Source organism: Pantoea sp. BR_17 (assembly GCF_041955125.1).
GTDB lineage: Bacteria > Pseudomonadota > Gammaproteobacteria > Enterobacterales > Enterobacteriaceae > Pantoea > Pantoea stewartii.
Map to the genome: position 1 here is coordinate 1 of NZ_JAVAXT010000002.1, position 23,748 is coordinate 23,748.

Sequence of the window (23,748 nt, forward strand, 5' to 3'; positions counted from 1 at the left end):
TTCTTTTTCAGAAGTTTTTCTCCGGCGAAAACTCCGGGGAGCTCTCTGCTGAACACCGCGTTACGTACGCCGTTGTACCGTGTCAGTGGAGGCGCATTATAGGGAAGCTTTCGCAGAGCGCAAGTGCAAATTTAAACTTTTTTGCTGTTCGTCTGAAATTTGCACAAAAGCGCTGTTTTAACCCTTTTTAATACGGGAAGGGAGCGCCGCAAGACTCTCTATTACCCAGTCAGCCAATGCCTCGCCTTCCGGCGTAACCGGCTTACCACTGCGCACTAACACTTTCTTACCGACACCGGCGGCCTGGGCGGCCTGCATATCTTCCAGCTTATCCCCTACCATATAAGACGCAGCCATATCGATATGCAGCTCTTCTTGCGCCGCCAGCAGCATGCCGGGTTGCGGTTTACGGCAGTCGCACTGCTGGCGATACGCTTCTACCGTTGCATCCGGGTGATGTGGACAGAAATAGATCCCATCAAGGTCGACATCGCGATCGGCCAGCGACCAGTCCATCCACTCGGTAAGCTGCATAAACTGATCTTCACTAAACATGCCACGTGCGATGCCAGACTGGTTTGTCACGATAACCAGCGCAAAGCCCATCTTTTTGAGTTGCTGCAACGCTTCAATTACACCATCGATAAACTGGAAATGATCGATTTCGTGGACATAGCCGTGATCAACATTGAGGGTGCCATCGCGATCGAGAAAAATGGCCGGGACTTTATTCGCCACGTAGAAACTCCTGCTATAAAAATTGCCGCTCAGTATCGCACGATTGTCATAAAAGGGAGAATGCCCGTTTACATGACTTCGATTGATTTAGACGTCTGGATGCCTTAACATCCATCCAGCTTATGCATGCTGTCCTTTATGGCAGCACACCAGACCACGGATAATGCAAGACGGCAATAAATAACGTAATGATTAAATTAGAAAATATAACCAAAGTGTTCCAGCAAGGTTCGCGAACGATAAAGGCGTTATCTAACGTCAGCCTGCATGTCCCGGCCGGACAGATCTATGGCGTCATCGGCGCATCCGGTGCCGGAAAAAGTACGCTGATTCGTTGCGTGAATCTGCTCGAACGCCCTTCTTCAGGCCGCGTGTTGGTTGATGGCGCGGATTTAACGGCGCTGAGCGAACGACAGCTGACGCAGGCCCGCCGTCAGATTGGTATGATTTTTCAGCACTTCAACCTGATGAACTCCCGCACCGTCGCCGGCAATGTTGCGCTGCCATTAGAGTTGGGTAGCCTTTCTCGTGATGAAATTAAAAAGCGCGTCTCTGAGCTCCTGGAGCTGGTCGGCCTGGCGGATAAGCACGATGCCTGGCCTGCCAATCTCTCCGGCGGGCAAAAACAGCGTGTTGCCATTGCCCGCGCTCTGGCCAGTAACCCGAAAGTTCTGCTGTGTGATGAAGCCACCAGCGCTTTAGATCCAGCGACCACGCGCTCAATTCTGGAATTACTGAAAGATATTAACCGCCGTCTGGGCCTGACTATTCTGTTAATTACCCATGAGATGGATGTGGTGAAACGCATCTGCGATCAGGTTGCGGTCATCAGCCAGGGTGAGCTGATCGAGAAAGACAGCGTAAGTGAAGTCTTCTCGCACCCCAAAACCCCGCTGGCGCAACAGTTCATCCAGTCAACCCTGCATCTGGATATTCCAGACGACTACCAGCAGCGCCTGTCGCCCGAAGCGGGCCCTGACAGCATGCCATTACTGCGTATGGAATTTACCGGCCAGTCCGTCGATGCTCCATTGCTGTCTGAAGCAGCGCGGCGTTTCACTATCAATAACAACATTATCAGTGCGCAGATGGATTACGCCGGCGGTGTGAAGTTTGGCATCATGCTGGCGGAAATTCACGGTAGCGAAAGCGATACACAAGCCGCCATTCAGTGGCTGCAGGAACATCATGTCAAAGTCGAGGTATTAGGTTATGTCTGAAGCGATGATTGCGCTGCTGGGGCGCGGCGTCTGGGAAACGTTGATGATGACCTTTGTCTCTGGCTTTTTCGGCTTCGTTCTGGGTTTACCGGTCGGCGTACTGCTGTATGTCACCCGTCCGGGACAGATTCTTGAAAACAAAGGGCTGTACCGTGTGCTGTCCGCCCTGGTTAACATTTTCCGCTCGATCCCTTTCATTATCCTCCTTGTGTGGATGATTCCGTTTACCCGCGTCATCGTTGGAACCTCTATTGGCTTACAGGCGGCCATCGTGCCCCTGACTGTCGGTGCGGCACCGTTTATTGCCCGCATGGTTGAAAATGCCCTGCTGGAACTCCCGACCGGGTTAATTGAAGCATCACGCGCGATGGGTGCCACGCCGATGCAAATCGTACGCAAAGTCCTGCTGCCTGAAGCCCTGCCCGGTCTTGTTAACGCGGCCACCATTACGTTGATTACCCTGGTAGGTTACTCGGCGATGGGCGGCGCAGTCGGCGCGGGCGGCCTCGGACAAATTGGCTACCAGTATGGTTATATCGGATATAACGCGACGGTGATGAATACGGTATTAGTGTTATTAGTCGTTTTGGTGTATCTCATACAATTCTGTGGCGACCGCATCGTGCGTGCTGTGTCCCATAAATAAGCAAGCAATATCACTATTAAGGAAAGGATATGTCTTTCAAATTTAAAAACATTGCCGCTGTGGGTGCATTAATTGGCGCGATTGCGCTGGCAGGATGCGATCAAAAAGCCAAAGATCCCAACCATATCAAAGTGGGCGTGATCGTCGGCGCTGAACAGCAGGTTGCCGAAGCGGCGGCCAAAGTGGCGAAAGATAAGTACGGTCTGGATGTTGAGCTGGTGACCTTTAATGACTATGTGCTGCCGAACGAAGCACTGAGCAAAGGCGATATCGATGTGAATGCGTTCCAGCACAAACCGTATCTGGATCAACAGATCAAAGATCGCGGTTACAAGCTGGTTTCTGTAGGTAACTCTTTTGTTTATCCGATTGCGGGCTATTCGAAAAAAATCAAATCGCTGGATCAACTGCAGGATGGCGCACAGGTTGCCATTCCTAACGACCCAACCAACCTGGGCCGTTCGCTGCTGCTGCTGCAGAAAGTGGGCCTGATCAAGCTGAAAGACGGTGTGGGCCTGCTGCCAACCTCGCTGGATATCGTTGAGAATCCAAAACACCTGAAGATTGTTGAGCTGGAGGCGCCACAGCTGCCACGTTCACTGGACGATCAGCAAATCGCCCTGGCCGTGATCAACACCACTTACGCCAGCCAGATTGGCCTGACGCCGGCGAAAGATGGCATCTTTGTGGAAGATAAAGACTCCCCTTACGTGAACCTGATTGTGGCGCGTGAAGACAACAAAGACGCGGAAAATGTGAAGAAATTCGTGCAGGCTTATCAGTCTGACGAAGTGGCTGACGCGGCCAATAAAGTGTTTAACGGTGGTGCCGTTAAAGGCTGGTAAGGTCGTCTGATCTCTTCCCTCAGGGCGGCTTTTAGCCGCCCTTTCTGTTATTGCCATTTGCTGACTTGTTATTTATCCGTGTCCTTGTTTCAATAACGCCACTTTTTGACACTTGAGGATGTTGCTATGCGTTTTTTACCGCTCTGCTTGTTAGCATTGATGCTGACAGGGTGTGTTCGGGAGTATCACCCAATAAGCAGCGCACCTTCTCATCCGCAGCAATCCAGCGAACCGACACGTAAGCCAACGTATCGTTCCGCCCCCGTTAAGGTGTACACCGATGCTGCCGATCTGGTGAGCAAGCCCTTCCGCGATCTGGGTGAAGTCTCCGCAGAGGATTGCCAGATGAGCAATCAGAGTTCACCGCCCAACATCGCTACCGCGCGTAAACGTATGCAGATTAAAGCCGCGCAGATGAAAGCTAATGCGGTACTGCTTCACAAATGTGAAATCGTGAGCAGCACCCCGGGCTGCTACCGTCAGGCTGTCTGCCAGGGTTCGGCGCTGAAAGTCACCAGTCAATGAGTGATTTTGCCTTTGCGCAGATCGGCGTAATCCGTTCGCCGTGGAAAGAGAAGTTCGCTGTCCCGCGTCAGCCTGGTCTGGTTCAGGACGGCGGTGGCGAACTGCATCTTTTGCCGCCTTATAATCAGGCAGAGGCCGTGCGCGGCCTGGAAGACTTCAGCCATCTCTGGGTGCTGTTTGTTTTTCATCAGACCCTGGAAGGCGGCTGGCGTCCGACCGTTCGCCCACCCCGCCTGGGCGGTAACGCGCGCATGGGCGTTTTTGCTACGCGATCAACCTTTCGCCCTAATCCGATTGGGATGTCGCTGATTGAGCTCAAAGGCATCCGCTGCGCGAAGCAACAGGTGATTCTGGAGCTGGGCAGTCTGGATCTGGTGGACGGCACGCCGGTGGTCGATATCAAGCCCTATCTGCCTTTCGCCGAAGCCCTGCCTGAGGCGAGAGCGGGTTTTGCGCAGTCCGCGCCGGAAAGCAGCATGCCTGTGCGGTTTTCGCCGCTGGCCGGGCAGCAGTTGCAGCAGTATGCGCGCTATCCCTATCTTGCCCGCTTTATCCGTGAGGTTCTTGCGCAGGATCCGCGCCCCGCTTACCGTAAAGGTGAGGAAAAGGATCGCATTTATGCCGCCTCGCTGCTTGAGTTTACTGTGCGCTGGCGCGTTGATCACGCAGGCACGGAAGTCGTGGCCATCGATCCGCGTTAAAACCCGCTTTTTAGCCGGTGATCTCACTGGTACACTAGCCGCCAGCCTATTTTTGTCCGTGAATTTCCAATCAACTGGAATTGTAATCAATGCGTACTACTCAATATCTGCTCTCTACTCAGAAAGAGACACCGTCTGACGCGGAAGTGATCAGCCACCAGCTGATGCTGCGTGCTGGCATGATCCGTAAACTGGCCTCAGGGTTATATACCTGGCTGCCAACCGGACTGCGCGTATTAAAAAAAGTCGAAAACATCGTTCGCGAAGAAATGAACAACGCCGGTGCCATTGAGATTTCAATGCCTGTGGTCCAACCCGCAGACCTGTGGCAGGAGAGCGGCCGCTGGGAGCAGTACGGTCCAGAATTACTGCGTGTTGCCGATCGTCATGAACGTCCGTTTGTGCTCGGCCCAACGCATGAAGAAGTGATTACCGATCTGATTCGTAATGAGCTGAGCTCTTATAAACAGCTGCCGCTGAATCTGTATCAAATTCAGACCAAATTCCGTGATGAAGTGCGCCCACGTTTTGGCGTGATGCGTTCGCGCGAGTTCATCATGAAAGACGCCTACTCCTTCCATACCACGCAGGAATCACTGCAGGAAACCTATGACGCGATGTACCGCGCTTATAGTCAGATCTTCAGCCGTATGGGTCTGGATTTCCGTGCCGTGCAGGCGGACACCGGCTCGATTGGTGGCAGTGCCTCACATGAGTTCCAGGTGCTGGCACAGAGCGGCGAAGATGATGTGATCTTCTCAACCGACTCTGACTATGCGGCGAACATTGAACTGGCCGAAGCCGTGGCACCGGCGGGCGAACGCCCTGCGCCTCAGGAAACGATGCGTCAGATCGATACACCGAATGCCAAAACCATCGCCGATCTGGTGAATCAGTTCCAGATGCCAATTGAGAAAACCGTGAAGACGCTGATGGTCAAGGGTGCAGAGGGAAGCGGTCATGCTCTGGTTGCCTTCCTGGTCCGCGGCGATCACGAACTGAACGAAATTAAGGCTGAAAAATCGCCGCTGGTTGCGTCACCGCTGGTTTTCGCGACCGAAGAAGAGATTCGTGCCGTGGTGGGTGCTGGCTTTGGTTCGCTGGGGCCGGTCGGGTTGACGATGCCGATTATCGCAGACCGTACCGTGGCGAAGATGAGTGATTTCTGCGCCGGTGCAAATGTGGACGGTAAACACTACGTTGGCATTAACTGGGAACGCGATCTGCCCATGGCCGAGGTTGCTGATATCCGTAATGTGGTAGAAGGCGATCTGAGCCCGGACGGCAAAGGCACATTGCAGATCAAACGTGGTATCGAAGTAGGCCATATTTTCCAGTTGGGCACCAAATACTCCGAAGCGATGAAAGCGGCCGTTCAGGGTGAAGATGGTCGTAATCAGGTCATGACGATGGGGTGCTACGGCATCGGTATTACCCGTGTAGTGGCGGCGGCGATCGAGCAGAACCATGACGATCGCGGTATCATCTGGCCTGCGGCACTTGCCCCGTTCGATGTAGCGATTCTGCCAATGAACATGCAGAAATCATTCCGCGTAAAAGAGTTAGCGGAAGAACTGTATAACACGCTGCGCGCGAAAGGCGTCGAGGTGATTCTGGATGACCGTAAAGAACGTCCAGGCGTTATGTTCGCCGATATGGAACTGATTGGCGTCCCGCATACCATCGTGATTGGCGATCGCAATCTTGATAACCAGGAGATCGAATACAAAGCCCGTCGTGCCGGTGAAAAGCAGATGATTAAGCAGGATGAGATTGTCGATTTCCTGCTCAAGGCACTGAACAAGTAAGCCTGCCATAACGCCCCTTCATGGGGCGTTTTTTTTACGCATGGTCGACTCCGTTCTCCTGACGACCACAGGTAATTCTCTGGCCACGTCTTACAGCACTTTACCGCGCAATGCTTTGGTCTGGCTGCGCCGTGATTTCCCTTCCAGCCTGCGCGCTTTCGACGCGCGTGTCGGTCGTGTTGAGCGCCGTACTTTCTCTACCTTCGTGAGCTCCTGAATCAAATTCACCAGCCGTTGCAGCGCCGCTTCGCGGTTCATCTCCTGGCTGCGGTATTCCTGCGCCTTGATGATAATCGTCCCGTCGCCCGTAATTAAATGATGGCTGGCACTGAGCAACCGCTCTTTATAAAATGGCGGCAGGGAAGACGCGGCGATATCAAAACGCAGATGAATAGCGGTGCTGGTTTTGTTGACGTGCTGGCCCCCTGCCCCCTGCGCCCGAATGGCCGTCAGTTCAATTTCATTGTCTGGCAGCTCGACATTCCGTGACAGCGCAATCATCGTCCACCCGCCTTTGTCCGGTTCCCGTTTTTTCGCTCTGATCTGTTCATCAACTTAACCTTTCGTGCTTTATCCTGAAACGTCTGATACGGCGTAGTCCGCTACTTTAGCAGTGATTTGCTCGCTGTTCCTGCTTTCGCCTGGCTGATTTTCTTGAAATGCCTGTGATATAGTCGCAAATCAACCAGAGTATTTATGCTCTGCTGAGGAGGTGCCCGTGCAAAAATATTGTGAGTTAGTTCGCCAAAAATATGCCGAAATTGGCAGCGGAGATCTGGGCTATATTCCCGATGCCATCGGCTGCGCGCTTAACGCGCTTGATGCTATTGCCGCGAATGCTGCGCTAAACTCTTCTCTCAGGGAACAGGCGGCTTATGCCGCCGCAAACTTATTGGTGAGCGACTATGTTGATGAATGAAGCTTATAAACCCATCAATTGCGATGACTACGATAATCTGGAACTCGCCTGCCAAAAAAACTGGATGCTGTCGCTGGCGTTAAAAGATGGCGAGCAGCTAAAGGCAAAGGCCAGGGACATCCTTTCACGTAAAAACGTGGAGTATCTGGCCATTGAACTGTCCGGTGAAACACGCGAGTTACGTCTCGATCATATTGCCAGTTTTAGCCATCCTGAACTCGGCACCGTCGTGGTCAGCGAAGAGTAATTCACTTCCCGTCGGGCGGGATGCATTCCCGCCCATCTCATCAGGGCTTTAACGAACTGTAGTACGCCGCTAAATCTGTTATCTCCTCATCGCTGAGCCCCGCAACAAACGCTTTCATCACCTCTGCCTGACCACCGTTGCGCTCTCCCTTCTTATAGGCCTGTAGCGCGTGCGCGAGATAAGCGGCGTTTTGGCCCGCCAGGCTGGGATAAAGGGGAACCGTCGCAATGCCTTTCGGACCATGGCACGCCGTACAGGCCGCCGAACGCTGTTCGCCCGCGTGAATATCGCCTGCGGCACAGGCCGGAAACAACGTAAAAAACGTTAATGCCACTATCCATTGTTTCACAACGATACTCCTGTAGGTTTGTGCCAGTGAATCTGCCAGCCCTGTGCCTCCCCTGCTGCGCCTTCACGGGTCACGAACAGGCCGGGCGCGCAAATAAGCGTTTGATTGTAATAAATGAGCGGAATACGTTCCCGCTGCCATGACGGGATATTCAACCCCTGCCAGATTTTCTTCATCTCGCGCCCGCCCGCGCGATCCACAATATGCACGTACCCTGTCGCGTGAAAACGCACAAATACCTGTTCCTCCGGCGTCGGTCGTCGTAGTGAAGGCATTGTATAATCGGGCTGCAGCGTGCCGATATGCTGCGGAAGGGGCAATGTCTGGTTGAGATTCTTCCAGACGATTTCGCAGTCGCGTAACGATTCTCTGATCGGCAAAATATAAAGCCGCTGGCGATAACGGCGAATTTCGCTGTGGCCTAACCGTAGCCGTGGCTGGGCATCTTCACGACTCAGCATCACTTCCTGACGAATGCGGCGCAACGCATCGCGCGAGGGCATTTGCGCGCCCTGTCCGGCCAGCCAGCGACGCAGCAAAGCATTGCTGCGCACTTCACTCATCGTCAGTAACGCGGAGAAACACAGGCTACCGTCCGGCTGAATGAGCGCAGCGAGTTGTTCCGCCAGCAACTCATCCAGCAGTTGCTCCTGCTCAGCACAGAGTGCCGCACTGCGCGCCGTCGCACTGGCGAAATGAGGCCAGCGTGCCACGACGGCCGGTAAGAGTTGCTGACGAAGAAAATTGCGGTCGTAACGCACATCCTGATTGCTCTCATCTTCAACCCATTGCAACTGATGCGTTTGGGCATACAGCTCTAATGACTGCCGGGAACAGCTTAACAGCGGGCGAAGCAGAGGGTTTTTACCCAGAGAGCCCGTCACCGGCATGGCCGCCAGACCGGCCGGGCCACTGCCGCGTTTCAGGGCCAGCAGGACGGTTTCACACTGATCGTCCAGGTGCTGTGCGGTAAGGAGTTTCTCATCCGCATGGAGCGCCTGGTGCAATGCCCGATAACGCGCCTGCCGCGCCGCCGCTTCAATGCCGTCGCCCTGATCGGTAACCTGCACGCGCAGGATCTCGCAGGGGATCTGCCATGTTGCGCACAGGGTCTGGCAGTGCACCGCCCAGTGGTCGGCATTAGCACTGAGGCCATGATGGACATGCAGCGCACGCAACCGCGAGGCCGGATGGTGCTGTTGCCAGTCCCTCAGCTTATGCAGCAGGACGGTAGAATCCAGGCCACCGCTAAACGCCACTACCAGCGCGTCGTTTTCATTCAGCAGTGCGTCAAAATCAGACATGATAATTCCATAACTCAGGCTGTGGGACGAGCCATAAAGCCGCCAGTTTACGCCTGATACAACTCAAGCGGCAAACCATCCGGGTCAGCAAAAAAGGTACAGGGTTTCCCGGTAAGCGCGTCAATGCGAATGGGTTCACATGTCACGCCCTGCGTGTCCAGATAGCGCACCGCGGCTTCCACGTCCGGCACGCTGAAAGCCAGATGGCGAAGGCCACAGGCTTCCGGCTGACTGACCCGGGCGGGCGGGTGTGGAAAGGAAAACAGCTCAATGGTGTACTGACCGTTTAACGCCAGATCGCCTTTCCACGAATCGCGCGCTTCGCGGTAGTGCTCACTTTGCAGTTCAAATCCCAGTATGTCGCAGTAAAAGGCTTTACTGCGATGATAATCTGACGCAATGATGGCGATATGGTGAATGTGCGTTAGCTGTAGCATGTTTGCTCCCTGTTGGTCCTTCATTCCTGTTCCCCGCTCTGTTTCAGTACACGTACCCGATATTCACCTTCATCGGTTAGCGTCGCGCCGTGAATATCTGTCTCAAAGCCAGGATAGTGGCGCCCAATGCTACACAGCATGAGCAGGAAGTCGAGCACGGCGCGGCTTTGTTCTGTGATCATTTCGCCAGGCATCACCAGCGGTACACCGGGAGGATAAGGCAATATCATGTTGGCAGAGATACGCCCCACCAGCTCATTCATGTTTACGGTCTCAATATTGCCTTTCACCTGCTGCTGAAACGCCTGATGCGGCGTCATTTTCATCTCAGGTAAGACATCAAAGGCTTTCAGCATCAGACGCGGCAGGTCATGTTGCTGAATCAGGCGATGAATCCCCTGCGCCAGCGTCTGGATGCGCATCGTGCGGTAAAAGTCGGGATCTTCCGCATACAGATCCGGCAGCATGTTTTTTACGCGCAGATTCAGGTCGTAGGCGCGCTTAAATTCGGTTAATCCACGCAGCACGCTCATCGCCTTGGTCTTGTCGATGCCAATACTGAACAGGAACAACAGGTTATACGGACCGGTCTTTTCCACCACAATCCCACGCTCATCAAGGAATTTCGCCACCAGCGCAGCGGGGATCCCCTCTTCGGCCATTTCACCTAACTCGCTCATGCCCGGTGTAAGAATGGTGACTTTGATCGGATCGAGATACATATGATCGCGATCGGCCTGGGTGAAACCATGCCACGCTTCGTCTCCCGGCTGGATCGGCCAGCACTGCGCTTCATCCACATGCTCTGGTTGCCAGATATCAAAGAACCAGCTGTCCGACTCTTCGCGCAACCGCTGTATTTCACGACGAAAATGTAACGCGCGCTCGACTGACCGATTGATGAGCCTTTTCCCCGGATTCCCCCGCAGCATGGCGGCGGCTGTTTCAATAGAGGAAACAATCGCGTAATTGGGCGATGTGGTGGTGTGCATCATGTAGGCTTCATTAAAGGTTTGTTCGTCGTACTCGCCTTTGATGTGAATTAATGAGGCCTGCGAAAAGGCAGCCAGCAGTTTATGCGTGGACTGGGTTTCATAAATCACCTTGCCTGGTATCCGCTCACCGCTCATGCCGCTTTTCCCCTCATAGATAGGGTGAAAATTGGTGTAAGGCACCCAGGCCGAATCAAAGTGAATCGAAGGGACGTCGAGCGTTTGCTTGATGTACTGCGTGTTATAAAGCAAACCGTCGTAGGTCGAGTTAGTAATTACTGCATGAACGGGCCAGCTGGCGCGCGGCGTGGCAGCCACTTTCTGTTCAATGCTGGCACGGGTAAATTCTTTTTGCGGAATGCCGCCCAGAATGCCTAAGGCATTGCGTGTGGGTTTTAGCCAGACAGGAATCAGATCGCTCATCATCAGCAAGTGGGTAAGCGACTTGTGGCAGTTGCGGTCAACCAGAATCGTGCTGCCTGCCGGCGCGGCATACATGCCCACGATCTTGTTCGAAGTCGAGGTGCCGTTAGTCACCATATAGCTCTGTTCCGCACCGAACGTGCGGGCGATGTACTCTTCGGCCTCAAGATGTGGTCCGGTATGATCCAGCAGCGAGCCCAGCTCAGTCACCGAAATCGAAATATCCGACTTAAGCGTATTCGCGCCAAAGAAGTCATAGAACAAACAGCCCACCGGACTTTTCTGGAAGGCCGTCCCGGCCATATGGCCCGGAGTGCAGAACGTGTACTTTCCCTCTTTCACATAGGTGAACAATGCTTTGGTTAACGGTGGTGTAATGTGGTCGAGGTAATCATCCGTGTACTGGCGGATATGTAAGGCGATATCGTCGGCCGCATTCAGCGCGTACTCAAAAAAATGCAGCGGTAGCCGCATCTCATTGATGCTGATATCCATTTGCGAGTGGGTATTAATAAAGGCATACAGGGGCAGGTATTCATTGAGCTGATTAATTTCACCGCACAGCTCAGGGCTGTTGTGCTCATCCCAGTCAAAAATCACACCGCTGATACGGGGATTGTGTTCAATCAGTTTGAGAAGATCATCTGTGTTTTTAGGCCGTATGAGCTGAAAACCTTGCTGACTCAGTGCTACATCCAACTCGCGTAACGGTTCATCTTTGTAAAACACGCCATGCGCGCCCATGATCGCCAGAATATTCAATGCACATCTCCCTGATTGTTGAGGCATTAAGTAAGCATAGCGAATTACGCCACGAAACCGCAGTCAGATTCGTGGCATAAAAAAAGCGGACCGGAGTCCGCTTTTACGTCACAGCACTGAATCAGGCGTAGCCATAACTCATCAGACGCTGATAACGGCGATCTAATAATTCTTCGGTGCTTAACCCTTCCAGGTCAGCCAGATCGGCCAGCAATTGCTGTTTTAGCGTCTGCGCCATTTCTACCGGATGGCGATGCGCGCCGCCCAGTGGCTCAGGGATGACCGAATCAATCAGCTTAAGCTCTTTCAGACGCGGCGCGGTAATGCCCATCGCTTCTGCGGCCAGCGGCGCTTTATCGGCGCTTTTCCACAGAATAGAGGCACAGCCTTCTGGTGAAATGACCGAATAGGTGCTGTACTGCAGCATGTTCACTTTGTCGCCCACGCCGATAGCCAGTGCGCCACCCGAACCGCCCTCACCGATAACGGTACAGATAACCGGTACTTTCAGGCCTGACATTTCGCGCAGGTTGCGTGCGATAGCTTCAGACTGACCGCGCTCTTCCGCGCCCACGCCCGGATACGCACCCGGCGTGTCGATAAAGGTGATGATAGGCATTTTAAAGCGTTCGGCCATTTCCATCAGGCGCAACGCTTTGCGATAGCCTTCCGGTGCCGGCATACCAAAATTACGGCGAATCTTCTCTTTAGTTTCGCGCCCTTTCTGGTGACCGATGATCATCACAGGACGGCCGTCGAGGCGGGCAATCCCGCCGACAATCGCTTTGTCATCCGCATAAGCGCGGTCACCCGCAAGCTCATCGAAATCGTCAAACGCATTGCGCACATAATCAAAGGTATAAGGACGTAATGGATGTCGCGCCAGTTGGGCGATTTGCCATGCGCCCAAATCGGCGAAGATTTTACGTGTCAGCTCAACGCTTTTCTCGCGCAGACGCTTAACTTCTTCGTCGAGATTGACGTGTTTATCGTCCTGACGACCAATCGAGGTAAGCGAATCAATTTTTGCTTCCAGTTCTGCGATTGGCTGTTCAAAATCCAGGTAATTAAGACTCATAATGTTCCTGTTTTAGTCAAACTCCAGTTCTACCTGCTCCGATCCAATTAACGACCGCAAATCGTTGAGTAAACGATCGCTGGGCGATATTCGCCACGCTGCACCAAAGCGTAGCTTCGCTCGCGCGTCGGCTCTCTGATAGTAGAGATGCACCGGAATTGTCCCTGAACGATGAGGCTCAAGGGACTGACGGAGTCGGTTTAATAGCTGGTCATCAATTTGCCTGTCTGTCAGCGAGATAGCAAGTCCGCGCGCGTATTTTTCACGCGCTTCATCTATGTCCATGACTTCACGGGCGGTCATTTTAAGGCCACCACTAAAGTCATCAAAGCTGACCTGTCCGCTGACGATCAGGATACGGTCTTTCTCCAGCAGTTGCTGGTATTTATCTAACGCATCGGTAAATAACATGACTTCAAGACGGCCAGAGCGGTCGTCCAGTGTACAAATACCAATTCGGTTGCCGCGTTTGGTCACCATTACACGCGCAGCAATCACCAGGCCTGCCGCGACGGTAATCTTACCACGATCGGTCGGATGCATATCTTTCAAACGCATCCCACCCACGTAACGCTCAATTTCTTTCAGATACTGGTTAATCGGGTGGCCGGTCAGATACAAACCCAGGGTTTCCCGTTCACCGTCCAGTTGCACCTGTTCCGGCCATGGCGTGACGCTGGCGTAAGACTGTTCGACCTGCTCAGGCTCATCGGCCAGCACGCCAAACATGTCAGCCTGACCGATCGCTTCCGCTTTAGCATGCTGATCTGCCGCTTTCAGCGCATCGTTCAGTGCGCTCATCAGGGCGGCACGATGTGGGCCCAGACGATCAAAGGCACCGGACATGATCAACTTTTCCATCACGCGGCGATTGATCTTTTTGGTATCCGTTCGCGCGCAGAGATCGAACAGTTCGCGGAAGTAACCGCCTTCGTTACGCGCATCGATGATCGCCTCGATCGGCCCTTCACCCACACCTTTGATGGCGCCGATACCGTAAACGATCTCGCCCTCATCATTAACGTGGAACTGATACAGACCCGAGTTAATGTCCGGCGGCAGGACTTTCAGCCCCATGCGCCAGCATTCATCTACCAGACCCACCACTTTTTCTGTGTTGTCCATATCCGCCGTCATCACAGCCGCCATGAATTCCGCTGGATAGTGCGCTTTCAGCCATAAGGTCTGATAAGACACCAGCGCGTAAGCGGCGGAGTGCGACTTGTTAAAGCCATAACCCGCGAATTTCTCTACCAGATCGAAGATTTTCATCGACAGTTCGCCATCGATGCCCATCTTTTCCGCGCCCTCTTTAAAAACAGAGCGCTGTTTGGCCATCTCTTCAGGCTTCTTCTTACCCATGGCGCGACGCAGCATGTCCGCCCCGCCCAGCGTATAGCCGGACAGGACCTGGGCAATCTGCATGACCTGTTCCTGGTAGAGGATAATGCCGTAGGTCGGCTCCAGTACCGGCTTCAGGCTTTCGTGTTGCCACTGAATATCCGGGTAAGAGATGGCTTCCCGACCGTGCTTACGGTCAATGAAGTTATCAACCATGCCCGACTGTAAGGGCCCCGGACGGAACAGGGCCACAAGCGCGATCATATCTTCAAAACAGTCAGGCTTCAGGCGCTTAATCAGATCTTTCATGCCGCGCGATTCAAGCTGGAAAACCGCGGTGGTTTCCGCGCGCTGCAGCATGTCGAAGCTCTTTTTGTCTTCAAGCGGAATGGTTGCGATATCGATCGGCGGTAAGCCCTGCTTTTCGCGGCGCGGGTTAATCATTTTCAGCGCCCAGTCAATGATGGTGAGCGTTCGCAACCCCAGGAAGTCAAACTTCACCAGGCCCGCATATTCCACATCATTTTTATCGAACTGGGTTACCGGATACTGACCGTTTTCATCACAATACAGCGGTGCAAAATCGGTGATCTTGGTTGGCGCGATCACCACGCCACCCGCATGTTTACCGGCGTTTCGGGTTACCCCTTCCAGCTTCCGCGCCATATCGATAAGCGCTTTAACCTCTTCATCCGCCTCATAAATTTCAGGCAGCTGCGGTTCCGCGGCAAAGGCTTTGTCCAGCGTCATGCCCGGATCGGGCGGCACCAGTTTTGAAATACGATCGACAAAACCATAGGGATGGCCCAGCACGCGGCCCACGTCACGAATGACCGCCTTGGCCGCCATCGTACCGAAGGTAATAATCTGGGATACCGCTTCGCGGCCGTACATATCGGCCACGTGTTCAATCACCTGGTCACGTTTTTCCATACAGAAATCGACGTCGAAATCGGGCATGGAAACGCGTTCAGGGTTAAGAAAACGTTCGAACAGCAGGTCGAACTCAAGGGGATCGAGATCGGTAATTTTGAGCGCATAGGCCACCAGCGAACCGGCCCCCGAACCGCGTCCCGGCCCTACCGGTACGCCGTTATCTTTCGACCACTGTATAAACTCCATTACGATCAGGAAGTAGCCGGGGAATCCCATCTGGTTGATTACGTTCAGTTCAACGTCCAGACGTTCATCGTATTCCGGCCGTTTTTCCGCCCGCACGGCTTCATCCGGGAACAGCATCGCCAGACGTTCTTCCAGCCCCTCACGGGATTTCATTACCAGGAAATCCTCGGTGGTCATGTCGCCCGTCGGGAACTGCGGCAGAAAGTACTCACCCAGTCTGACGGTGACGTTACAACGCTTAGCAATCTCTACGCTGTTTTCGAGCGCTTCAGGGATGTCTGCGAACAACTCGCACATCTCGTCTTCGCTGCGCATATATTGCTGAGGACTGTAATTACGGGGCCGTTTAGGATCGTCCAGCGTATAACCATCATGAATGGCGACGCGAATTTCATGCGCATCAAAGTCCTCTTCATTCAGGAAGCAGACCTCGTTCGTGGCCACAACCGGGATGCCTTCGGCAATCGCCAGCTCAACGGCGGCGTGCAGATAGGTCTCTTCGTCGGGTCGTCCGGTACGTACCAGTTCCAGGTAATAGCGATCGGCAAAATGTTGCTGATAAAATGCCAGGCACTCTGAAACCAGTGCGCTGTTACCGCGCAGCAGGCTGCGCCCCACATCTCCACGACGGCCACCTGACAACAGGATCAGGCCTTCCTGTAATTCAGCCAGCCAGTCACGATCGATTATCGGACCGGCCACACCGTAACCGCGTTGATACGCGCGGGAAATGAGTAACGTGAGGTTTTGATAGCCGGTGTTGTTGGCCGCCAGCACCGTAATCTGGGTCAGTTCATCCCCCATCAGCTCACTGGCAACGTTAAAATCCGCCCCGATAATCGGTTTGATCCCCGCCCCATGCGCACCACCGTAAAATTTCACCAGACCACACAGGTTGGTGAAGTCGGTAATCGCCATGGCTGGCATGCCTAACGCAGCCGCTTTCTTAATCAGCGGGCCGGTTTTCGCCAGGCCGTCGATCATGGAATAGTCGCTGTGAACATGCAGATGTATAAAACGGGGTTCGGCCATATCAGTTTCCGGTTAAAACAGGGGCGGATTAGCGCAGCGTGGAGGCGCTGCTCGCCAGCACTTCGGCATCGATGAGCGCATTACGCACCGGCGCAAAGCTGCGGCGGTGATGTGGTGTTGCGCCATACTGCGTTAACTTTTCCATATGTAACGCCGTAGGATAACCTTTATGTTGCGCAAAACCATACTGCGGAAACAACAAATCCAGCTCTGCCATTTCACGATCGCGCGTGACTTTGGCGATGATCGAGGCCGCACTGATTTCAGCAACCAGGCTGTCGCCTTTTACTACGGCCAGTGATGGCACAGGCAAGGCCGGACAGCGATTGCCGTCAATCAGCACATAATCAGGCGTGATCGCCAGGCCGGCCACCGCGCGCTGCATCGCCAGCATCGTGGCATGCAGAATATTCAGGCTGTCGATCTCTTCCGGTTCGGCACGGCCCAGACTCCAGGCCAGCGCATGCTCTTTAATCTGATCAAACAGCGCCAGGCGACGTTTCTCTGAGAGCTTTTTCGAATCGGCCAGGCCCGGAATGGGTTTCGCCGGATCGAGAATTACCGCCGCAGTCACCACCGCACCAACCAGCGGGCCGCGCCCCACTTCATCCACACCGGCAATCAGTCGGGCGTTGGGATAGATAAAATCAGCCATTGGCGAGCTCCAGTACCGCATTTGCGGCTTGTTCGTCCGCATTCCAGCGAATCTGCTGGTGCAGTTCGTGGAAGGTCTGCAATAACGTTTCGCGTTCATGACTGGCATGTAACAGCGGATCCAGCGCCGCAGCCAGCGCTTCAGGTTGGCACTCATCCTGCAGCAGTTCTTTGACCAGCTCTCGCCCGGCCAGCAGGTTTGGCAACGAAACGTAGTCGGTTTTGACCAGGCGTTTTGCCAGCCAGAAGGTAAACGGCTTCATGCGGTAGCCCACGACCATGGGGCATTTCGCCAGCATGCATTCAAGCGCCGCGGTGCCGGACGCCAGCAGCGCAGCATCACTGGCCACCATCGCTTCACGGCCCTGCCCGTCCAGCAGATGCACGGGCAGCTCCGGCGCAACCTGCGCTTTGATTTGCTCAAACTGCTCGCGGCGCTTCGGGTTAACCAGCGGTACCACAATTTCCAGCGCCGGATAGCGCTTACGCAGTATCTGCGCCGTTTTAAGAAAGTCAGCACTCAGCATGTCAACTTCGGCACCGCGACTGCCGGGCAATAACGCCAGACACTGGGCATTGTCGTCAATGCCCAGATGGCGACGGGCGGCGGCTTTGTCGGGCTGTAGCGGCATAGCATCCGCCATGGTGTGGCCGATAAAACGGCACGGGACACCGAAACGGTCGTAAAAGGCTTTTTCAAACGGCAGAAATGCCAGCACCAGATCGGTGTTGCGACCGATTTTGAACACCCGTTTTTGCCGCCAGGCCCAGACAGAGGGACTGACGTAATGAATCGTGCGAATGCCTGCGCGCTTAAGATTACCTTCCAGCGTGATATTGAAATCCGGTGCGTCAATACCGACGAACACATCGGGTTTCAGCGAGATAAAGCGCTGTGTCAGATCGCGACGAATAGCCAGCAAGCGGCGCAATCGTCCCAGCACTTCCACAATGCCCATCACCGCCAGTTCTTCCATTTCGTACCAGGCTTCACAGCCTTCGGCCTGCATCAATGGGCCTGCGACGCCAACAAACCGGGCATCAGGATGACGCGCTTTTAAGGCACGAATCAGGCCTGCACCAAGGATGTCGCCAGAGGTTTCTCCGGCGACGACGGCTATCGTAAGGGGACGCGCTGACATGAATTAGCGAATTAATCCACGAGTTGAACGGGCAAAAAAGTCATAGAAAGGCTGCACTTCACTGTGTTGCTGAGCAATCGCTTCGATTTCTGGCTTAACCTCATCCAGCGTTCTGCCGCTGCGGTAAAGCAACTTATAGGCATTACGAATCGCATGCAGTGACTCTTTGCTGAAGCCGCGACGCTTCAGGCCTTCAATATTGATTCCGAATGGCGTCGCGTGATTCCCCTGTGCAATAACATAGGGCGGCACATCCTGAGCAACGCCTGAACACCCGCCAACCATCACATGCGCGCCAATGGTGCACCACTGGTGCACAGCGGTCATGCCGCCAATGATGGCGAAATCATCCACCGTGACATGGCCGCCCAGCGTGGCGTTGTTGGCCATGATGCAGCGGTTGCCGATCACACAGTCATGGGCAATGTGGACGTTAACCATCAGCAGGTTGTCGCTGCCGACAACCGTGACATTCGTGCCCTGCGTCGTGCCGCGATGAATGGTGACGCTTTCACGGATTCGGTTACGATCGCCAATCTCAACCCGGGTAGGTTCGCCCGCGTATTTTAAATCCTGATTCACTTCACCAATGGAGGCGAACTGATAGATCTGATTGTCTTTACCGATACGTGTATGGCCATTCACCACAACGTGTGACTTGAGTACGGTTCCTTCACCAATTTCAACATTCGCCCCGATAAAGCAGAACGGGCCGATATGAACGCCAGGGCCGATGATGGCCCCGTCTTCAATGACAGAACTGGGATGGATGTTGGCGGTTGGATCAATCACGAATTATGCCTCCCGGCTACGGGCACACATCATGGTCGCTTCACAAACGATTTTACCGTCCACGGTCGCTACGCCGTTAAAGCGCGTCAGACCACGGCGGGTTTTCTCGAAAGTCACTTCCATAATCATTTGATCGCCCGGTACGACCGGACGCTTGAAACGGGCATTATCAATGCCTGCAAAATAATAGAGCTCGCCTGGCTCCAGTTTACCCACGCTTTTGAATGCCAGAATACCGGTGGCCTGCGCCATCGCTTCCAGAATCAGAACGCCGGGAAAAATCGGTTTACCAGGGAAATGCCCCTGGAAAAACGGTTCGTTAAAGGAGACGTTCTTTACCGCGCGCAGATATTTGTTTTCTTCAAAATCCAGCACGCGGTCTACCAGCAGAAACGGATAACGGTGCGGCAGCAGCTCTAAAATCTCTTCAATTTGCAGAGTATGAGTTTCAGTAGTCAAAATACTCTTCCTGTCCTAAAAATCTGATGACATCAATAACACGGCCTGCACCGATCATCATGATCGTTGGCAGGCCGCAAATAGTTTCCGTGGCGCCTGGCTTCCCTACTTACACTGTTATTATGAAAGCCGGTCAGTCATGGGATGGCGTTTAGTCGTCTTTGCCGACTTTGCGCTCGATTGCTTTTAAGCGTTTGCTCATGTCGTCGATATTCATCACCAACGCTGCAGTTTTGCGCCAGGTTTTGTTGGGCTGTAATGGAATTCCTGAGGAGTATACACCAGGTTCTGTTATCGGACGCATAACCATGCCCATACCGGTTACGGTTACTTTGTCACAGATTTCCATATGGCCGTTGATGACGCTGGCACCGCCAATCATACAATAACGACCAATTTTTAAACTACCCGCCATGATCACACCGCCAGCAACCGCAGTATTGTCGCCAATCACTACGTTGTGGGCAATCTGACATTGGTTATCTATGATAACACCATTGCCGATCAGAGTGTTATCCAGCGCACCACGATCAATGGTCGTACAGGCACCAATTTCTACCCGATCGCCAATAATCACCGAGCCCAACTGCGGTATTTTCACCCAGTTACCCCGATCGTTCGCGTAGCCGAAGCCATCAGAACCGATGACGGTGCCGGACTGAATCAGGCAATGCTGACCAATGACTACTTCATGGTAAACCGAGACGTTAGCCCACAAACGCGTACCGCTGCCGATACGGGTTTTTTTACCCACAAAACAGCCTGCGCCAATGACAACGTTATCACCGAGCTCAACGTCAGATTCAATAACCGCATTGGCCCCGACAGAGACATTGGCACCGAGTCTCGCGCTGGGATCAATCACAGCACTTGGCGCAATATCCTGCGCGGGCTGTGGCGTAGTGTCGAGCAGCTGCGCCATTCTCGCATAGGTGAGATAAGGATTTTTCACCACCAGCGCGGCGGTTTTACACCATTCCAGATCCGCTTCCGTCAGCACCACGGCTGATGCCTGGACCAGCGCGAGCTGCTCGCGGTAGCGGCTGTTGGCAAGAAATGTGATTTGACCAGTTGTGGCGGATTGCATAGAAGCAATGCCGGAGATGGCGATATCGCCATCTCCGTGCAATTCTGCATCCAACTGCTGGGCTAAATCAGCCAGTCGAATTGATGACATCGATTATTTAACCTGCTTCGCAACTTCATCAGTGATGTCTTTCACATCAGAACCAGAATAAAGCACAGCCTGAGAATTCAGGACCAGGTCATATCCGCCGCTTTTGGCAACTGACTGAACGGCAGTCTGGATTTTTTCCAGCAGCTTGTTACGTTCCTGAACCTGACGAGTCTGGTTGTCTTTCTCAAACGCGTCTGCTTTCGCCTGGAAGGCATTGCGCTCAGATTCGATCTGCTTCTCTTTCTTGTTGCGCTCGCTCGCCTTCATGGTCGGCGCATTGCGCTGCAGATCCTGCATTTCCTGCTGAATTTTGTCGTGCTGAGAACGGAGTTCAGTGGCGCGGCCCTGGAACTCACTCTCAAGCTGTTTGGAGATAGCAGCGCGCTGAGGTGATTTCTGGAAAACCTGGCTCAGATCAACAGTTGCGACTTTATCGGCCGCCTGTGCGCCAGCAGAAGCAGCCAATGCAACACCCAGAGTAACTGCACATAACAACTTTTTCACTATAAACTCCTTACCCTCAACATGTATGTTTGCAGTGCGGAGCATAACAATACTCCACAGCTGCAAGCTATTTTTTTCACATCCCTGTACAGAACGTTACCAGGTTTTACCAATGTTAAACTGGAACTGCTCTGACTTATCTCCATCCACTTTCTTAACTGGCTGGGCGTAGGAGAACACTAACGGCCCCAGCGGTGACATCCACTGTAAAGACACACCGGTCGAGACGCGAATGTTGTTTGGATCGCTGTAGTCAGGAATACCGGCAGCGCGCGTTTCAGCGGTGTTCTGCCATTTAGTATCCCAGACGGTACCGGCGTCGACAAACAGCGATGTACGCACCGAGTTCGAATATTTCTCACTCAGGAACGGCGTGGGCGTAATCAGCTCAAGGCTGGCAATCGCCATCGCGTTACCGCCCACCGCATCACTCGATTTACAGATACCGTTAGGATCGCTCAGGTTACAGTACGACGAGCCATCATTCAGGTAGGCCGCTTTCGGACCGATGGTGTTGGACTGGAAGCCACGCACGGTACTGGAACCACCGGCGTAGAAGTTCTCATAGAACGGCATCTCTTTACCGCCCAGCCCGTCACCATAGCCGACACGGCCACGGCCCAGCACAACCCAGGTGTGATCTTTATTGATCGGCACATACTGTTGGCTGTCCAGGGTGACTTTGTAGAACTCATTATCGGAACCCGGGATCGTCACCTTACCGTTCAGGTTGGTACGGTTACCCGAAGTCGCGAAGAAACCGCGGTCCAGCGTGTTATACGTCCAGCCATAGTTAAAGGTGAAGTCGTCAGCCGAGAAATCGCCATTGCGGTTTAACTGCTGTGGCTTACCAACCGAGTCCAGATAGCGCCACATCGCAACCTGAGGACGCATATCCGACAGGTCGTTGTGTACATAACCCAGACCGACGCGCAGCGAGTTGTTCTCATTGATTGGGAAGCCCAATGTCCCGTCTGTACCGTAACTTCTGTTGGTATAGCCGGAGAGATCGGCGTCGCTGGCCTTAAAGTTGTTGTAGAACACCCGGCCGCCCAGACTCACACCATCAACGGTAAAGTAAGGATCGGTCAGGGAGAACTCTGCATAGGTCTGGTAGTCGTTTTTGGTTCCGCTGATACCGACGGTATTCCCGGTACCCAGCCAGTTATCCTGGGTCACGCCGACCTGGAAGCTGACGCCACTTTCCGTACCGTAGCCGACGCCGAAGTTAAAGGTACCGGTGTTACGCTCTTTAACTTTGTAAACCACGTCAACCTGGTCCGGTGAGCCCGGTACACGCTGCGTATCCACGTCAACGGTTTCGAAGTAACCTGTACGATTCAGGCGCTCTTTACCCTGATCGACCAGATCGCTGCCCAGCCAGGCACCTTCCATCTGGCGCATTTCGCGACGCAGTACGGCATCTTTCGAGGTGTCGTTACCTTCAAAGCGCACTTTACGCACGTAGTAGCGGTTGCCCGCATCCACGTTGATATGCAACTTAACGGTTTTATCGGCATCGTTAATTTCAGGCTGCGTCACGACGCGCGGATAGGCATAACCGTAGCGGCCTAACAGCTTCTTGATATCATCTTCCATCGACGTGACTTTTGCGCCGTTATACAGCTCGCCCGCCGGGATTTTGGTCAGGTGTTCGATTTCCGCCGAATGGCCGGCCATGCTGCCGTTAACAATAACGCCGGCAATCTTGTACTGATCGCCTTCGGTGATGTTAACGGTGATGTAGATGCCTTTCTTATCCGGCGTCAGGCTCACCTGCGTCGAATCAATATTGAAACGGGCATAACCGCGATCCAGATAGAAGCTGCGCAGGGTTTCAAGGTCACCCGCCAGTTTCTGTTTCTGGTATTTACGGTCAGCCACCACGTTCCACCACGGCACTTCGTCACGCAGCTGGAAACGGGAAATGAGTTCGTCTGAGCTGAAGGCTTTATTACCTACAATGTTGATCTGCTGAATTTTGGCAGAAACACCTTCGGTAAAGACCAGTTTCAGATCGACGCGGTTACGCGGCAGCGGTGTGACAACGGCTTTTACGCTGGCGGTATATTTACCCACGCTGTAGTAGAAGTCTTCCAGTCCCTTCTCGATTGAAGAGATTGTGGTGCGGTCCAGCGCTTCGCCGACGCGCACACCTGAGGCTTCAAGGTTCTGTTTGAGCTGATCGTCCTTAACCGCTTTGTTACCGCTGAAGGTAATGCTGGCGATGGTAGGACGTTCTTTAACCTGAACAATCAGCGTATTACCATCTCGCAGGACCTGAACATCCTCAAAGTTGCCAGTCGCGAACAGGGAGCGAATGGTATTTCTGACGTCATCGTCATTCACCGTATCGCCAACCCGAACTGGCATGCTCAGCAGAGCCGCGCCGACGGCGACTCGCTGCAGCCCTTCGAAATGAATGTCCTTCACCACGAAATCGTCTGCACCGTAAACGGTGGCGCTGCTAAACAGCAGCGACGCTATGAGCAACTTTTTCATCGCCATCGTTATTATGCGTTTTCCTAACA

Annotated in this window: 24 protein-coding genes; 9 read left to right on the forward strand and 15 right to left on the reverse strand. The window is 53.6% G+C overall.

All coding sequences use genetic code 11. The annotated features are described in order from the left end of the window. The coding region (locus RAC60_RS03670; protein ID WP_375092693.1) for a hypothetical protein at nt 1-191 on the forward strand (191 nt) is incomplete at its 5' end. Here the strand turns inward: RAC60_RS03670 and gmhB are convergent. Continuing rightward, nucleotides 178-738 (reverse strand): D-glycero-beta-D-manno-heptose 1,7-bisphosphate 7-phosphatase, encoded by a 561-nt coding sequence (gene gmhB / locus RAC60_RS03675; RefSeq protein WP_164482980.1) that lies wholly within the window; start codon nt 736-738, stop codon nt 178-180. The two genes, RAC60_RS03670 and gmhB, sit on opposite strands and share 14 nt — an antisense overlap. Nucleotides 739-926: 188 nt before the next feature. Here gmhB and metN point away from each other — a divergent pair, with 188 nt between their 5' ends. The 6 genes from metN (at nt 927) to proS (ending at nt 6,483) form a co-directional block, all read left to right on the forward strand. Next, complete coding sequence (gene metN, locus RAC60_RS03680; protein ID WP_324029009.1) at nt 927-1,958, forward strand: methionine ABC transporter ATP-binding protein MetN; 1,032 nt, start codon at nt 927-929, stop codon at nt 1,956-1,958. Continuing rightward, nucleotides 1,951-2,604 carry a methionine ABC transporter permease MetI gene (locus tag RAC60_RS03685; protein WP_006117788.1) on the forward strand — a complete coding sequence of 218 codons (654 nt, stop codon included), beginning with the start codon at nt 1,951-1,953 and terminating at the stop codon, nt 2,602-2,604. The genes metN and RAC60_RS03685 overlap by 8 nt, the downstream gene beginning before the upstream one ends. A 29-nt stretch (nt 2,605-2,633) precedes the next feature. After that, nucleotides 2,634-3,449, forward strand: coding sequence for a MetQ/NlpA family lipoprotein (locus tag RAC60_RS03690; RefSeq protein ID WP_033740328.1), 816 nt, complete (start codon nt 2,634-2,636; stop codon nt 3,447-3,449). Between the two features lie 126 nt (nt 3,450-3,575). Beyond that, on the forward strand, nt 3,576-3,974 hold the full coding sequence (rcsF, locus tag RAC60_RS03695; RefSeq protein WP_375092696.1) for an Rcs stress response system protein RcsF: 399 nt from the start codon (nt 3,576-3,578) through the stop codon (nt 3,972-3,974). Next, a complete protein-coding gene (gene tsaA, locus RAC60_RS03700; RefSeq protein ID WP_033740326.1) occupies nt 3,971-4,675 on the forward strand; it encodes a tRNA (N6-threonylcarbamoyladenosine(37)-N6)-methyltransferase TrmO in 705 nt (234 codons plus the stop codon). The genes rcsF and tsaA overlap by 4 nt, the downstream gene beginning before the upstream one ends. 89 nt (nt 4,676-4,764) lie before the next feature. Further along, nucleotides 4,765-6,483: a proline--tRNA ligase gene (gene proS / locus RAC60_RS03705; RefSeq protein WP_033740325.1), complete on the forward strand. Its 1,719-nt coding sequence runs from the start codon at nt 4,765-4,767 to the stop codon at nt 6,481-6,483. A 90-nt stretch (nt 6,484-6,573) separates the two neighbouring features. On the opposite strand, the gene arfB is transcribed toward proS, so the two are convergent. After that, nucleotides 6,574-6,984: an alternative ribosome rescue aminoacyl-tRNA hydrolase ArfB gene (arfB, locus tag RAC60_RS03710; protein WP_006117783.1), complete on the reverse strand. Its 411-nt coding sequence runs from the start codon at nt 6,982-6,984 to the stop codon at nt 6,574-6,576. Between the two features lie 217 nt (nt 6,985-7,201). Here arfB and RAC60_RS03715 point away from each other — a divergent pair, with 217 nt between their 5' ends. Then, complete coding sequence (locus tag RAC60_RS03715) at nt 7,202-7,402, forward strand: YaeP family protein (protein ID WP_033740323.1); 201 nt, start codon at nt 7,202-7,204, stop codon at nt 7,400-7,402. Beyond that, complete coding sequence (rof, locus tag RAC60_RS03720; RefSeq protein WP_033740322.1) at nt 7,389-7,649, forward strand: Rho-binding antiterminator; 261 nt, start codon at nt 7,389-7,391, stop codon at nt 7,647-7,649. Before RAC60_RS03715 ends, rof begins: the two co-directional genes overlap by 14 nt. 40 nt (nt 7,650-7,689) lie before the next feature. Here the strand turns inward: rof and RAC60_RS03725 are convergent, their stop codons facing one another. The 13 genes from RAC60_RS03725 to bamA all read right to left on the reverse strand — a co-directional run bounded on the left by RAC60_RS03725 (nt 7,690) and on the right by bamA (nt 23,725). Then, complete coding sequence (locus RAC60_RS03725; protein ID WP_006117780.1) at nt 7,690-7,998, reverse strand: cytochrome c; 309 nt, start codon at nt 7,996-7,998, stop codon at nt 7,690-7,692. Continuing rightward, a complete protein-coding gene (tilS, locus tag RAC60_RS03730) occupies nt 7,995-9,302 on the reverse strand; it encodes a tRNA lysidine(34) synthetase TilS (RefSeq protein WP_324029011.1) in 1,308 nt (435 codons plus the stop codon). The genes RAC60_RS03725 and tilS overlap by 4 nt, the downstream gene beginning before the upstream one ends. A gap of 47 nt (nt 9,303-9,349) precedes the next feature. Next, nucleotides 9,350-9,739, reverse strand: coding sequence for a VOC family protein (locus RAC60_RS03735; protein WP_033740319.1), 390 nt, complete (start codon nt 9,737-9,739; stop codon nt 9,350-9,352). A 20-nt stretch (nt 9,740-9,759) separates the two neighbouring features. After that, the gene (locus RAC60_RS03740; protein ID WP_058708986.1) at nt 9,760-11,916 is read right to left on the reverse strand and encodes a lysine decarboxylase LdcC; all 2,157 of its coding nucleotides are present in this window, start codon (nt 11,914-11,916) and stop codon (nt 9,760-9,762) included. A 121-nt stretch (nt 11,917-12,037) separates the two neighbouring features. Beyond that, nucleotides 12,038-12,994: an acetyl-CoA carboxylase carboxyl transferase subunit alpha gene (accA, locus tag RAC60_RS03745; protein WP_033740317.1), complete on the reverse strand. Its 957-nt coding sequence runs from the start codon at nt 12,992-12,994 to the stop codon at nt 12,038-12,040. A 12-nt stretch (nt 12,995-13,006) separates the two neighbouring features. After that, nucleotides 13,007-16,489, reverse strand: coding sequence for a DNA polymerase III subunit alpha (gene dnaE / locus RAC60_RS03750; RefSeq protein WP_033740316.1), 3,483 nt, complete (start codon nt 16,487-16,489; stop codon nt 13,007-13,009). 28 nt (nt 16,490-16,517) lie between these two features. After that, nucleotides 16,518-17,144, reverse strand: a complete 627-nt coding sequence (gene rnhB / locus RAC60_RS03755; RefSeq protein WP_033740315.1) for a ribonuclease HII — start codon at nt 17,142-17,144, stop codon at nt 16,518-16,520. Continuing rightward, the gene (gene lpxB / locus RAC60_RS03760) at nt 17,137-18,285 is read right to left on the reverse strand and encodes a lipid-A-disaccharide synthase (RefSeq protein ID WP_054688129.1); all 1,149 of its coding nucleotides are present in this window, start codon (nt 18,283-18,285) and stop codon (nt 17,137-17,139) included. Before lpxB ends, rnhB begins: the two co-directional genes overlap by 8 nt. 3 nt (nt 18,286-18,288) lie before the next feature. Next, nucleotides 18,289-19,077: an acyl-ACP--UDP-N-acetylglucosamine O-acyltransferase gene (gene lpxA, locus RAC60_RS03765; RefSeq protein ID WP_006117770.1), complete on the reverse strand. Its 789-nt coding sequence runs from the start codon at nt 19,075-19,077 to the stop codon at nt 18,289-18,291. 3 nt (nt 19,078-19,080) lie between these two features. Continuing rightward, a complete protein-coding gene (gene fabZ, locus RAC60_RS03770; RefSeq protein ID WP_006117769.1) occupies nt 19,081-19,536 on the reverse strand; it encodes a 3-hydroxyacyl-ACP dehydratase FabZ in 456 nt (151 codons plus the stop codon). A 151-nt stretch (nt 19,537-19,687) separates the two neighbouring features. Continuing rightward, the gene (lpxD, locus tag RAC60_RS03775) at nt 19,688-20,713 is read right to left on the reverse strand and encodes a UDP-3-O-(3-hydroxymyristoyl)glucosamine N-acyltransferase (protein WP_033740314.1); all 1,026 of its coding nucleotides are present in this window, start codon (nt 20,711-20,713) and stop codon (nt 19,688-19,690) included. 3 nt (nt 20,714-20,716) lie between these two features. After that, nucleotides 20,717-21,262: an OmpH family outer membrane protein gene (locus tag RAC60_RS03780; RefSeq protein ID WP_191091151.1), complete on the reverse strand. Its 546-nt coding sequence runs from the start codon at nt 21,260-21,262 to the stop codon at nt 20,717-20,719. A 51-nt stretch (nt 21,263-21,313) separates the two neighbouring features. After that, nucleotides 21,314-23,725 (reverse strand): outer membrane protein assembly factor BamA, encoded by a 2,412-nt coding sequence (gene bamA, locus RAC60_RS03785; protein WP_033740313.1) that lies wholly within the window; start codon nt 23,723-23,725, stop codon nt 21,314-21,316. Nucleotides 23,726-23,748: the final 23 nt, after the last annotated feature.